Raw genomic sequence first — 13,110 nt, 5'->3', positions numbered from 1 at the left:
GTCAGAAACAATCTAAAACGATAAAAGAGATGATATAGAATATAAATGTAGTAAGAAGCTAGTTCTTACTCTCGACGCATTTGTAATGCAAGCGTCATTTATATTAATAGGTTGGTAAGTATGGTCGCATTTCCATTATGGTTCAATAGTATAACTGTGAAATATCACCATATTGTAACGCTAAGAGTATGAGCAATTTTTTGAAGGGTATTATTATAATTTAGTATGAGAATTTGCTCTGAAAGTTATCATCTATAGATAGTGCCACCGCTAGCGCTTTATCATCATAAGTCATAATTTCATTAATGCTTTGAAGGCCTAGTACATTGGCAGTTATATGCGATGTACTGTGTCCCAGCCATGTGATATTAGATGGCATTATTCTTTGATTAATGGTTATTGGCTCAGTAGTTATTGGATTAATGGGTGTTTGACCAGTGGCTGCTTGATCAAATAGTGGCTCCGTTGAACACAACAACTCCCACATCTGCCAAACACGCTGATGAGTATCTACATTCAAAACTAGACGTGATGTAGTCGCTGCTACGTTAGGCATCAAGAATGAAAGGTTCGATGGCAGTGTTTGTACAGCTGCAGGTAATGACCTGAGTGGATCAGCGGCATTATATTTTAGTACTTGTATTGGTAAGCCAGTGTCTATAGCGAGCGTGCAATCCCAAACACTTTCATCATCTATTGTGCGCCAACCTGTCAATGCTTGTATGGACAAGTCGCCATTCGGTAGCTGCCATGTTTTACCCTGCTCGCAACCTTGCACTTTAATATCTGACTTACTCTTAGATTGACTGGCAACCTTATATGAGCGCTGAAGTACAGACCAACGATCAAAGCGCCCTGCTTGCCAGTACTGATTGATGGGTAAATGCTGATTTAACTGGGCAACCGTCAGTGGTAATAGCTCAGAACTTATAGTATTAATATCAGCATGCTTATCATCCGTTGTCAGCGTATCCGTTAATCCAACTCTACCACTCTGTACGGTAATACCTTCTAGCTTATTAATCGATAAACTGCCCAATTGCTGCTCCAACATCGTCGAGAGCTTCTCTACCGTCAAGTTACTTGGCATCGTTCGTGTGGCTTTCGGTCTATGATCAGCTAAAAACAGCCAACTGACACTCTTATTATTAGTATTTTCAGGATTGGTAATAGGATATTGCAACAGAGCGGCGCTTATATATTGATCACCCGTCGGTAATATATATAACGTTGGCGTCATCGTGAGTGACTGCTGATTGGCATAGACCGTCATCATCAGCATAGTCAATGGCGGCAATACTAGCCAACGACTGATAAACCCTCGTGGTAACAGCCAAGGCAATATGCTCAGCAATACCATCAATAAGATAGCCATATTCACAGGTGTGTAGAGCCATGCTTCTGACAACGATGGTAATGACGTCAGCCATATCATTAGCTCATGCAAGCTCGCAACAATGGCACTGACGAGTGCCCAAATCCTATCAGCGATAGTAGGTGACAACAGATAAAAAAGCCCTGCCAGTAGATTGAGCGGTACAATCACCCAACCAAATAAGCCGATAGCAAATAGATTGATGAAAAGTCCCCATAGTGAGGCCTTGCCGAACAGCAGTAACGTAATAGGTAGTAAAGTGATAAACAACCAAAACTGTAATTTGAATATGCGTCTACCTATCATCCAAACACGTTTGGCCAACCCATTTATGGCATTAGATTTATAGGCTCCAGCTTGATGACTAAATACAGATACTTGCCTGTATTTATAGGACGTGTCTTCGTATTTGAGTAATAGTGCCACTGCAATAAAGGACAACCAATACCCTGCTTGCCATAGTACATAAGGATCAAGCCATGCCATCAATACTGCTAGTGCAAACAATACACGCATAGTACTGATAGGTAATAAGGTTAAACGTACCAAGCCTATCGCCAGTAGCATCCATGCAGTACGGGCAGCAGGTACATCAAACCCTGTAAATAATGCATAGACAAAAGCAGCACCAATCATCACCCACCAACGCACTTGCCAACGTGGTATATAGCGATAAACAACTGGACAGAATCGATCAAAGATTAGAACTGCACCACCCGCCAATACAATCGCTAAAAACAATACATGCGTCCCTGATATTGCCAGTAAATGTGAGATACCTGCCAGCTGATACAAATCTTTGGTATCGCGATTTATTAAACTGCGGTCGCCTGTCAGTAGACTGAGCGTAACGGCTTTTGCTTGCTGCTCTGCTGTGGTTTTATCACGCCAATCGGTATAGAAATGCTGCCGCAATTGCCAACGCCCTTGGTCAATACGAGTACGCAAACGCTGAAGATAGCTATCGGAAGCGAGCGATATGTTTGATGATTCACCATCAGTAACGGGCAATGTACTAACCGCCAATATATTTGCGACACCATCAATATGACGACCTCGCAGCCAACGATAGCTATCAAAACCAGACGGATTGTTTAGGGCTTGTTCGGAGATAGCCAGTGGTGCAAGCGTCAAACTCATAAACAGCTGATCACCTGGCTGCAAATGATTTAATTTTGTAAACTGATCACTGCCTGAAGACGTTGTAGATAGGGATTTTTTTGGATAGGCATTGAGTAATACACGGTACTCTATCTCCTCACTGCCATTGCCACTGCTATCTAAACTGTTATTTGAATGGTTATCATGCGACATATCCTTATTTGAGGAATTTTCACTTAGGCTATTTTTGCCATCGCCTAAAAAACCAACGGTAATATCATCTAAGTCTTGCGATGCTAACTCTGATACCAGCGGTGATATATGGCTAATAACCGCCACTTGTCGATAACCACTTTCTGTATTTGCATCATAGACGCTATCACTTATCCCCTCAACGGTCACCAACGCTTGCAAACGCATAGGCTCAGTGACTGCTTTCATTTCTGCTTGTTGGTGGCTTAGCAAAGCTTGCATCGTGCTACCAATAAGCAATCCAATCGCTAATATAGCGACTACCAAATGATGAGCAATACGACATAATAGTTTAGGATAAAGTGGAGAATAGCTAGAAGATTTTTGTGAGGAACGGCTGATATTGACGGAAGGTATATTGAATTGAACAAGGATAATCAAAACGATGGCAAGCGCCATTAGGGATAAAGGTACGATAGAGACATTAGCAATCTCCATTAATAACGGACTCGTCGGCATATTATCTAAAACTGCCAACACGCCCATCATAGCGCTAATAATCAAGCTACAGATCAACCAATACACCAGCACTCCTTGCTTGATGATATAAATATTATGATATGGCTAAATATAGTCATTGGTTACAATGGGCAGCAACCTACCATCATAAACAACCTGCCACCACAGAGAAGTATCGGCATAAAATTGAGCCCAAACAAGCGGTAGCTAATACGTCATACAATGGCATTTATATTTATATTACCCTATACTGCTCATACATAGTACGATGACGATACTCTGACATTATCATACTATATAATCTCATCCGTATTTTTTATTAATAATATTACCTTATAACAGTCCATCAAAATAATTGATCGGGCTGTAGTTAACGATTAAAGGCAATCTTGTGCCCCAAAAACGTCTAAAAAGCCTGCTTCCTACACCAGAGAAAATTCTAGAAAGTCGCACCTTAAAACTGTTTGCACCGCATTTAGCTGATCCACGATTATGGCATTTTAATCGTCACAGCCTAAATAAAGCGGTCTACATTGGTGTGCTTAGCGCATTTTTTCCATTGCCGGGACAGATGCTAATAGCGTTGGTTGGTTCATTAATCTTCCGTGCTAATGTTCCGATGGCGCTCGGTTTGACTTGGATTACCAATCCGCTTACTAGCTTGCCTATTTTTTATGCCGGTTATTACATCGGTGCCAAAATTATCGACGCACCCGTGCTCAGTCTTCGACTTATTGGACGAATGATCGCTGATTTTAGTTTGTGGGTATTGTCAGATGGCGCCAATCCATTTATTACCTATCGCGGCACTGTATCGATTGCGGCATTTTGTATTGGACTCACTATTTTAGCAGTGTTGACTAGTATTATTTGTGGGTTAGCATTTAAAGCCATTTGGCGCTATAAAACGGTTGTCAGCTGGCAAAACCGTCAGGATATACCTTCTGACAAACCGCCTGAATCCTAAACTATGCTAGATGCCATTAGATTATAGATTACTAACAGTATCAACTGTAAGCTAGGCTAGCTACACTACACGTCTTTGCTATTTTCTATGGCTTCCGTGATATTACTGGTGAGATTGCTATCCATCACAAAGACCTCAATCACCTCTTCACCTTTGAATAGCGTATAGCGTTTGCCTGTTGCACTATCTTGGGCTTTGAGATCGTAATCAACACCAGCCAGAGTAATGGCATCAAAGACAGGTGTCAGCAGATCTATCTGTGCCTGTCTATCAAGCGTATCGAACAGTGCCGGATCCATATAAGAATGTAGCGGCGCATTGCCTTCTTCGGCACTGCCAAAAGCTTCGATTGGATCTTCATTTTCATTCATTATGTTTATCCTTGTCAGACATAAGGGGCTTAATACTCTTCCCAATGACCATTGCGCAATAGTAGCTGACGGTCTGCCAATGCGGCCAAATTACGATCATGCGTCACCATCAATAGTGCCGTTTGCATCGTATTTTGTAATTCGGTCAACAGTCCAAAAACGCTTTGGGCATTATCATAATCCAAGTTACCGGTTGGCTCATCTGCCAAGATAAGCGATGGCTTGGTCACAAGTGCACGGGCAATCGCCACACGCTGACGCTCACCGCCTGATAACTCACCTGGTCGATGCATCAAACGATGCTCAAGACCGACACTTTCTAAAATATCAATCGCTTGTTGGCGTGCTTCAGTCGTCGATACTTTTGGTCGCATCAGTAGCGGCATAGCGACGTTTTCGATAGCCGTAAACTCAGCCAACAGATGATGAAACTGATAAATAAACCCTAAATGCTTATTACGCATCGCACCACGTTCGGTTTCATTCATGCTATTTAATAATTGACCATGTAGCCAAACTTCACCCGTAGTAGGTGTATCAAGACCGCCTAGCAAATGTAGCAAGGTACTCTTACCCGAGCCACTGGTACCAACGATAGCAATACGCTCGCCAGCCTTAACCGTCAAATCAAGGCCAGTCAATACTTGAGTACTAACTGCCCCTTCATCATATATCTTGTTGATGTTTTTCGCCTCTAAAATGGCAGACATGGTATTTCCTTTATTCTATTTATATAGTTGTTGCTTTATAAAATCATTTACTCATAACGCAATGTTTGTGCTGGCTGAATTTTAGCCGCGCGACGTGCCGGATAAATCGTTGCCAAAAAGCTTAATACAAATGATGCACCAGTAATCAACACCACATCTAGTAAACGCAACTCTGACGGCAAATAGTTCACAAAATACGCATCAAATAGGTTCAGGTTAAAGACTTGATTGATGAAACCCAAAATATCACTGACTGTGAGGGCAAATATCACACCCAATATCGTGCCAGCAACCGTACCGATGACACCGATGACCACACCTTGAACCATAAACACTTGGGTAATCAATCGAGGTGATGCACCAAAGGTTTTTAAGATTGCAATGTCCGCTTTCTTATCTGTGACAAGCATGACGAGACTAGAGACGATATTAAAGGCTGCAACTAATATAATCAAAAAGAGCAGTAAGCCTACCATCGCTTTTTCCATCTGAATGGCACCAAACAGATTGCCATGAGTCTGTGTCCAATTATTCGGATACAATCTATCAGGGGCAATCGCAGCCGCTTTCTCTGAGGCAATTGGCGCAGTGAAGATATCATTAAGCTTCATACGCACACCCTGCGCACCCTCTGGCAGACGTAACAGTTTTGCAGCATCACCCATAGGAATAAAGGCCATTAGACTATCGACTTCTGGACTGATGGTGAAGATACCCGTCAAGGTAAAACGCTTAAATCGCGGTATGACACCGGCTGCTGATGGTGATGCCTCTGGCAGTACTAACGTGACTTTATCACCGAGTTGCAACCCTAGTGATTGCACCATCTCTTCACCCAGTACAATACTAAAGTCACCATTTTGCAAGGTATCAATACTACCCTCAACCATGTGCTCGTTGATGATAGAGACCTTTTTCTCATACTCAGGCTCAATACCTGTGACCATAATCCCTGCAACCTGACCATTTGAGGTCAACATCCCTTGCAGTTGAATAAATGGTGCTACCGCTGCCACTTCTGGGTCTTCTTTAATCTTGTCTGCCAATTGTTCCCAGTCACTGATAATCTCGGATGAGACGACCGTTGCTTGTGGGACCATACCCAGAATACGGGTTTTTAGCTCCCGATCAAAACCATTCATGACTGATAGCACCGTGATCAATACGGCAACCCCAAGAGTCAAACCAATCATCGAGATCAGCGATATAAAGGAGATAAAACCATTACTACGCTCTGCTCGGGTATATCGTAAGCCGATAAATAACGCTAAAGGACGAAACATATTCAAACTCTTTATCTTATCTACGTGCGACTTTATATATAGTCGGTTCAATATAATTTGGATACAAGGAAAGCAAGTGAAAGTACTACAAGTAGTAGACTAAGTGAGACTGACACCGTATCCAGCTTATAAAGGATTGGCTATATGCTATAAAACGAGCACACAAACTGGGTTTCAGACGAGCTTAAGACAGCCGTCAAAAGGGAGCTAGTTTGACACAAATCGGCTGATATGTGCCAATCATTAGCAAAAACTGAGTATGTTTTTTGCTAAAAAATAGGGTTTTGTTACTATTTTTTATGTGGGACTTGCTATTACTTGCGTCAATACCTATATATTGTATGCTAAGGACAATTGTCATTACCCATTCATTGTAGTTTGTTGACCTTTTGCTGATGACAACGTTGCTAGCCATCATAGACCCATATTTAGCATAGTAGGTTATGATAACCAGCAATCGCAGCTATAGCGACAGACTTCACGCTGACTTAATTTTGAGTACTCTCATGACCATTAATTACCAATATAAAAACATCCAGTCTCCTACTAAGGTAACCTTAACTGACGAGCAATCTGCAGGTCACGCTGATCATTGGCGAATTTTAACTGATGATATGAGCCATGATGTACCAGAGTGGCTACAGAAAATGATCGAACAAGCAGCAATGCCTAAAGGTCTTAATAGCAATGTCAGCTCGCAAGACAGCTGCCTATTACTATCTGAAAATCAGCCTTGTCACATTAATCAAGTACTGGCGATGAAAAATGGTAAGCCTGAGTGCTTTATCAATGCCTATCCTTGTGTCGATAGCCCATATGGTTTGAATTGTAAAATTGAGCGTATCATCGCTAATGACAAATCACATGATGCCGTACTACGCTTACACACGGCTGATGGCAGTATCATTTATGCTTTTGATCAACTTTATACCACCAATCGTCATCTATATCAGCGAGATACCTCTTACTTCGTGAACCTTAGCGCCTGGGCGCACGAGATCAAACACAGCGAACAAAATGAAGTGATTATGGTCGAAGATCAAGAGTCGATTCGCTATCATCGTGCCTTTAACGACATTGTTGCCGCCAATGATGGAAAGATACCAGACGATTTGCAAGATCAAATCAAAGAATGGAAACCTGAGACCAAAGAGCAAATGGCGCCTGTCGAAATCAACTTAGGTCATATGTGTGCATATCTCTTTGGCGATACACTCGGACAAGAAGACGAAGCATGGTGTCAAGGTCAAGTGCTTGGCAAACAAGAGACTGTCTTCAATGGCAAATCTATTATTTTGTTTGATGTCGTCATACTACGCGAACAAGATGCAGATCCATTTGTAATACGTGTTGGCGCGCTTAATACTGCAGAGACCGCCATCATTAAAGTGCATGATTATATACAAGCTAATGTTTGGCTACAGGCGGCTATCTATAAGCAAAACCAAAAAAGCTCAACGCAACAATCAAAAGCCAGTTAATCAAACAAAAACATGTTGCTATTAAATTTATCAATAAAAAAAGCCTCTAATATGAATTAGAGGCTTTTTTTATGTCAACTAGCGCGTATCACATAGAACCATGTGAATCTAAAACTACGCCATAGTCGTCATAGATTTGATACGAGAATACAATTCTTTTTGCTCAGTGCTTGGGCGAGCAGTCTGTACTGCCATCAATTGTGACATATCGCCTTCAACACGAATTTTACCGCTCATAAATGCACCCATGATTTGATTGGTATCAAAATCAGTGATGATTGATTGCAAGATACTGCGATCAAGTAGCAAGGTAGTGGTCGCCGCGTCATTTAATCCGCGATGCAATAGGCCATTAGTGAAGTTGGCTTCAATATCTTGATCCGTATCAGATAGCTTCAAGTTGACGATCATATTTGCAAGTGCTGGCGGCAAATTAAGCTCACCCGCTTCTTGACCCATTTGCTCAACTTGCTCAAACCATTCATTTGTCAAAAAAACTGCCATATTATTGTCCTTAATTAGTATTATGTGAGGCTAAGGTCTTAATCACCCTCGCCTGACTGAACATCAAATTATAAAATAGTTTCTGATAGCAACGATATAAAAACGCTGCTACCCATCATATTTAGCCTCATTATAAAGGTCGACTTGATGATAAGTAAAACTTATTTACATGACTCATGCTGCCATTGTTACAAGATTATTTTCATACTGACAATAACGTATCACAATCACTATCCTTTTCTAACCAAAGACCGCCTCTAGAATCATGACAAAATTGTGTATAAAATAGGTGGATAGCGTAGCAATAATAAGTTGCTCGCTAGAGTTTTTACCAAAGAGTTTGTATTTTGCCGCATAGTTCTGATGATATTTGATTAGGATTGCGTTACAATACCCTTAAACAGAGTCGGGAGTTTTAACTAAACATTACGTAAACATGTTTTTTTGTCAGCCGCCGCTAGCATACGTCTATGGTCAGTGCATTTTTATGGCCCTATGGATATTGGTATCTATCTTCATTGGTACAGATTTATTGGTAATAATTAAGATAAATACTTAGCCTCATTAGATGTTTGATGTTCAAAAACGGCGCATTTTCTTATTCACCTTAACAGTTATTAATAATCCTACTATCGATTGGCTATGAGCGCTGTGTATTTTAAATACCTCTATATATGAGCACCAGCTGATATATGGCTTAGATTGATAGCTAATAACGTTAAAACTATAAGCAATCCAAAAAACAGCATGTACCGCAACTACTATTTGATCATCAATTATTATGATGCAGATGGTGCGGAGAGTTAGTTAATTCTGTTGATAATTCGGGCTGTAAAGGAATCATCCAATGAGTTTACAAAACACAGCAGTCGCCCCAGTGGACCGTGAGTACGAAATTACTATCGTAAGATTTTTTGCGATAATGGCCGTAGTTTGGGGCATCGTCGGCATGAGTATTGGTGTGTTCATTGCTTCACAGTTAGCATGGCCAGCACTCAACTTTGACATTCCATGGCTGACTTTTAGTCGCCTAAGACCGCTTCATACCAATGCGGTCATTTTTGCGTTCGGTGGCTCTGCCCTGTTCGCAACGTCTTACTATATTGTTCAACGTACCTGTAAGACAAGGTTATTTGCGCCTTATTTAGCTTGGTTTACCTTTTGGGGTTGGCAAGCGGTTATCGTATCAGCAGTTATTACCCTTCCTCTAGGTTTAACCTCGACTAAGGAATACGCTGAGCTTGAGTGGCCAATCGATATTTTGATTGCTTTGGTATGGATATCTTATGCCATTGTCTTTTTCGGTACGCTCATAAAACGTAAAACCTCACATATCTATGTAGCTAACTGGTTCTTTGCAGCTTTTATTATTACGATTGCACTACTGCATATCGTAAACAGCATGGCGATTCCTGTTAGCGCATTTAAATCTTACTCGTTATTTGGCGGTGCAACTGATGCGATGGTGCAGTGGTGGTACGGGCATAACGCGGTAGGTTTTTATCTAACGGCAGCATTCCTTGGGATGATGTACTACTTCGTTCCAGTACAGATTGGTCGCCCTATTTACTCGTACCGTTTGTCTATCGTTCACTTTTGGGCATTGATTGCTTCATATATGTGGGCTGGTGGTCACCATTTGCATTATTCAGCGCTTCCAGATTGGACGCAGTCATTAGCAATGGTATTCTCAATCATCCTATTTGCACCATCTTGGGGTGGTATGATTAACGGTGTACTAACGTTATCAGGTAGTTGGGATAAGTTACGTACCGATCCAATCATTCGCTTTATGATTGTTGCATTGTCGTTCTACGCCATGTCGACGTTCGAAGGCCCAATGATGTCTATTAAGACAGTCAATGCGCTATCGCATAACACGGATTGGACAGTAGGACACGTACACTCAGGTGCGCTTGGCTGGGTTGGTATGATTACTATTGGTTCACTATACGTATTGTTACCACGTATCTTTAACAAACCAAAAATGTACTCTATTAGCTTAATCACCACGCATTTCTGGTTAGCGACTGCAGGAACGATCTTCTATATCGTGTCTATGTGGATTTCAGGTATTGGCCAAGGCATGATGTGGCTTGCTACCAATCCAGATGGTACTTTGGTATATAGCTTCGTTGATACTGTTGAGTTCTCACATTTCCCATATATTGGTCGTGCTTTTGGTGGCTTCTTATATGTGTCGGGCATGTTTGTGATGGCATATAACGTTTATAAAACACTTAAGATGCCAGAAGGTAAGCCTGTAGATGTGGCTGATCCAACGGATCATGAAACTAGTGTTGATAAACCTTCAGCAGCTAACGTATAAGGAGCTATCATGGCTGGTACACCGCATGAAATTATTGAAAAAAATACAGGCTTGTTGGTCATCGGTATCGTTATTGCTATTAGCTTTGCAACGCTAGTTGAAATCGTACCATTAATATATGACAACAAGGGTCCTGAAGAAGGCGGGGTTAATGCTCCCCTTCCCACTATGGAACCTTGGACTGCACTAGAGTTCGAAGGCCGTGACATTTATATTCGTGAAGGTTGTCACGTATGTCATACCCAAATGATTCGTCCGCTACGTGCTGAAGTTGAGCGTTATGGACCATACTCGCGTGCTGCAGAATCAACGTGGGATCACCCATTCTTGTGGGGTTCTAAACGTACTGGACCTGATCTAGCACGTGTTGGTGGACGCTACTCTGAAGACTGGCAAAAGCAGCATTTGATCAATCCACGTTCATTGGTTCCTGAATCAGTAATGCCTGGCTTCCCTTGGCTTGCTGAGAATGAAGTGGATGGTGCAAACATTCAAGACAAAATGCGCCTATTCCGTGATCGCTTTGGTGTTCCTTATACTGAAGAAGATATCGAAGGAGCGCCAGATGCTGTTCTTGGTGCCACTGAACTTGATGCTTTGGTTGCCTATCTACAACAACTAGGCACCGCGATGGAAGGACAGCGCTAATGGGTATTGGTGAATTACAAACAATTGCGACCGTTTCTGCCTTTATTGCCTTCGTAGGTGTTGCATGGTGGGCGTATTCGCCAAAAAACAAAAAACGCTTCGAAGAAGATGCACAACTTGCGCTTGATGACGAAGATATAAAGTCTTTGTCTGAAGAGCAGCGCAATAAGGATAAATGATGACATTTTTTTGGAGTTCTTGGATCACGCTAATCAGTATCGGCTGCTGGCTTTTTATTCTTGGGGTTCTGTTATTTGTTCTAAAATACAAACCTGACGTAGAAGAAGATGGCACCACTGGTCATGAATATGACGGCATCCGAGAATACGACAAACCATTGCCTAAATGGTGGCTAGTGATATTTTTTGGTTCGATCGTTTGGGGTGTTGCTTATTGGGTATTTTTCCCAGCTATGTTCCCCAAACATTGGGAAGGAATTGCCACGGTAGAAGTCGATGGTGAAACGGTACCGTGGACCTCTCATAACGAGCTAAATAGTGAGCTTGAACAGAACAACAAAGTATTTACGGATAACTTTGAACAGAATATCTTGGCCAAAGCAGATGCCAGTGGTGCAACATCAACGTTAGCCACACTTGCAGATATGCAATCGACTTTGCGTCATAGCGAAACAGCACCAGCAGACTTAAAAGCTCAGATTGATGGCAAAGTTGCAGAACTTGCACCTTATGTTGAGAAGCTATCTGAAAATCCAAATGCTTTAAAAGTTGGTAGCCGTTTATTTTTACAGAACTGTTCTGTATGTCATGGCTCTAATGCTAAAGGTGCAACAGGTTATCCAAATCTGACTGATAATGATTGGTTGCATGGTGGAAAGCCAGAGAATATCTTGCTGACCTTACATAACGGCTGGCACATTGGTGTAGATTACAAGAAAGAACCTGCTAAATTACCAATGCCTGCTTGGCGTGAAAACCTTGGTGAAGATGGTGTGCGTGCGGTTGCTGAGTATGTACTATCAATCTCTGGCAATCAAAACGATTACGATCTAGACCAAACGTTAGTTACACAAGGTAAGACGTTATTTAATCAGCCTACTAACTGTGTACTTTGTCATGGTCCAGAAGGTAAAGGCATGGTATCTACAGGTGCACCAAACCTAACAGATAACATCTGGCTGTTCGGTGGAGAGCGCGAAACCATTCGTGACACCTTACGTTATGGTCGTGCTGGTGTAATGCCACAATGGCAGACTAAACTTGGTAATGAACGTATTATGCTGCTTGCGGCTTATGTTTATTCATTATCAGATAAGACAACACCACCTGTGACCCAGCAAACTGTTGCTACTGCTCCAACTGTAGAAACAGCAGAAGCTACTGCTAACTAATACTTTTAGTAGATTGCTCTGTCGTAAATGAATGAGATTGAAAAAAGGGAGAACTGTTATTGCAGTTCTCCCTTTTTTATATGCTTTTGCTAAGGCATGCAATCTGGATACTGGCTAGTGCATAACTGGCATATCTTTAGAGTAAGATATTAATTGCTTTTTATTATTATTACCCCATTTATAGTAAGGAGAATGCTAAAATAGCCGCACTCAAAAACAGCTCATCAATCGCTGATTTATGGAGCTATTTTTCATTTTCATGAAGTCATTCGTAATTGA

Annotated in this window: 11 protein-coding genes; 6 read left to right on the top strand and 5 right to left on the bottom strand. The window is 41.6% G+C overall.

The window, feature by feature from the left end; genetic code table 11:
* Positions 1-220 precede the first annotated feature (220 nt).
* Positions 221-3,253, bottom strand: a complete 3,033-nt coding sequence (locus tag AAEY75_RS08700) for a ComEC/Rec2 family competence protein (protein ID WP_352259366.1) — start codon at positions 3,251-3,253, stop codon at positions 221-223.
* 325 nt (positions 3,254-3,578) lie between these two features.
* Here AAEY75_RS08700 and AAEY75_RS08695 point away from each other — a divergent pair, with 325 nt between their 5' ends.
* A complete protein-coding gene (locus tag AAEY75_RS08695) occupies positions 3,579-4,154 on the top strand; it encodes a DUF2062 domain-containing protein (protein WP_227686660.1) in 576 nt (191 codons plus the stop codon).
* Positions 4,155-4,219: 65 nt separating this feature from the next.
* On the opposite strand, the gene AAEY75_RS08690 is transcribed toward AAEY75_RS08695, so the two are convergent.
* The 3 genes from AAEY75_RS08690 to AAEY75_RS08680 are packed head-to-tail and all read right to left on the bottom strand — an operon-like array spanning position 4,220 to position 6,518.
* Positions 4,220-4,525, bottom strand: a complete 306-nt coding sequence (locus AAEY75_RS08690) for a hypothetical protein (protein ID WP_197217643.1) — start codon at positions 4,523-4,525, stop codon at positions 4,220-4,222.
* A gap of 29 nt (positions 4,526-4,554) precedes the next feature.
* Positions 4,555-5,235 (bottom strand): lipoprotein-releasing ABC transporter ATP-binding protein LolD, encoded by a 681-nt coding sequence (gene lolD, locus AAEY75_RS08685; protein WP_197217642.1) that lies wholly within the window; start codon positions 5,233-5,235, stop codon positions 4,555-4,557.
* A gap of 47 nt (positions 5,236-5,282) precedes the next feature.
* Positions 5,283-6,518 carry a lipoprotein-releasing ABC transporter permease subunit gene (locus AAEY75_RS08680; RefSeq protein ID WP_110922692.1) on the bottom strand — a complete coding sequence of 412 codons (1,236 nt, stop codon included), beginning with the start codon at positions 6,516-6,518 and terminating at the stop codon, positions 5,283-5,285.
* Between the two features lie 506 nt (positions 6,519-7,024).
* Here AAEY75_RS08680 and AAEY75_RS08675 point away from each other — a divergent pair.
* Positions 7,025-7,999, top strand: a complete 975-nt coding sequence (locus AAEY75_RS08675; RefSeq protein WP_352259365.1) for a hypothetical protein — start codon at positions 7,025-7,027, stop codon at positions 7,997-7,999.
* A gap of 114 nt (positions 8,000-8,113) precedes the next feature.
* Here AAEY75_RS08675 and AAEY75_RS08670 read toward each other — a convergent pair whose 3' ends face one another.
* Entirely contained in the window at positions 8,114-8,503 is a 390-nt protein-coding gene (locus tag AAEY75_RS08670; protein ID WP_110922691.1) for an SCP2 sterol-binding domain-containing protein, read from the bottom strand.
* 847 nt (positions 8,504-9,350) lie between these two features.
* Between AAEY75_RS08670 and ccoN the strand changes: the two genes are divergently transcribed.
* Genes ccoN through ccoP form a run of 4 tightly spaced genes read left to right on the top strand, consistent with a single transcriptional unit; the run spans position 9,351 to position 12,831 of the window.
* Positions 9,351-10,832, top strand: coding sequence for a cytochrome-c oxidase, cbb3-type subunit I (ccoN, locus tag AAEY75_RS08665; protein ID WP_110922690.1), 1,482 nt, complete (start codon positions 9,351-9,353; stop codon positions 10,830-10,832).
* A gap of 9 nt (positions 10,833-10,841) precedes the next feature.
* Positions 10,842-11,480: a cytochrome-c oxidase, cbb3-type subunit II gene (ccoO, locus tag AAEY75_RS08660; protein WP_197100044.1), complete on the top strand. Its 639-nt coding sequence runs from the start codon at positions 10,842-10,844 to the stop codon at positions 11,478-11,480.
* Positions 11,480-11,659, top strand: a complete 180-nt coding sequence (locus tag AAEY75_RS08655; RefSeq protein ID WP_057760804.1) for a CcoQ/FixQ family Cbb3-type cytochrome c oxidase assembly chaperone — start codon at positions 11,480-11,482, stop codon at positions 11,657-11,659. The genes ccoO and AAEY75_RS08655 overlap by 1 nt, the downstream gene beginning before the upstream one ends.
* Complete coding sequence (ccoP, locus tag AAEY75_RS08650) at positions 11,659-12,831, top strand: cytochrome-c oxidase, cbb3-type subunit III (RefSeq protein ID WP_352259454.1); 1,173 nt, start codon at positions 11,659-11,661, stop codon at positions 12,829-12,831. Before AAEY75_RS08655 ends, ccoP begins: the two co-directional genes overlap by 1 nt.
* The last annotated feature ends 279 nt before the right edge of the window (positions 12,832-13,110 follow it).

This window comes from Psychrobacter sp. TB55-MNA-CIBAN-0194, from assembly GCF_040309505.1.
Taxonomy (GTDB): Bacteria; Pseudomonadota; Gammaproteobacteria; order Pseudomonadales; family Moraxellaceae; genus Psychrobacter; species Psychrobacter fozii.
Note: the sequence above shows the minus strand (reverse complement) of the source record. Positions and strands in the feature narration are given on the sequence as shown.

What these genes read in the sequence shown, in the direction of transcription:
- lolD (WP_197217642.1), bottom strand. Translation starts at nt 5,235, where the DNA reads ATGTCTGCCATTTTAGAGGCGAAAAACATCAACAAGATATATGATGAA.
- ccoP (WP_352259454.1), top strand. Translation starts at nt 11,659, where the DNA reads ATGACATTTTTTTGGAGTTCTTGGATCACGCTAATCAGTATCGGCTGC.
- AAEY75_RS08680 (WP_110922692.1), bottom strand. Translation starts at nt 6,518, where the DNA reads ATGTTTCGTCCTTTAGCGTTATTTATCGGCTTACGATATACCCGAGCA.
- AAEY75_RS08670 (WP_110922691.1), bottom strand. Translation starts at nt 8,503, where the DNA reads ATGGCAGTTTTTTTGACAAATGAATGGTTTGAGCAAGTTGAGCAAATG.
- AAEY75_RS08675 (WP_352259365.1), top strand. Translation starts at nt 7,025, where the DNA reads ATGACCATTAATTACCAATATAAAAACATCCAGTCTCCTACTAAGGTA.
- AAEY75_RS08690 (WP_197217643.1), bottom strand. Translation starts at nt 4,525, where the DNA reads ATGAATGAAAATGAAGATCCAATCGAAGCTTTTGGCAGTGCCGAAGAA.
- ccoO (WP_197100044.1), top strand. Translation starts at nt 10,842, where the DNA reads ATGGCTGGTACACCGCATGAAATTATTGAAAAAAATACAGGCTTGTTG.
- ccoN (WP_110922690.1), top strand. Translation starts at nt 9,351, where the DNA reads ATGAGTTTACAAAACACAGCAGTCGCCCCAGTGGACCGTGAGTACGAA.
- AAEY75_RS08655 (WP_057760804.1), top strand. Translation starts at nt 11,480, where the DNA reads ATGGGTATTGGTGAATTACAAACAATTGCGACCGTTTCTGCCTTTATT.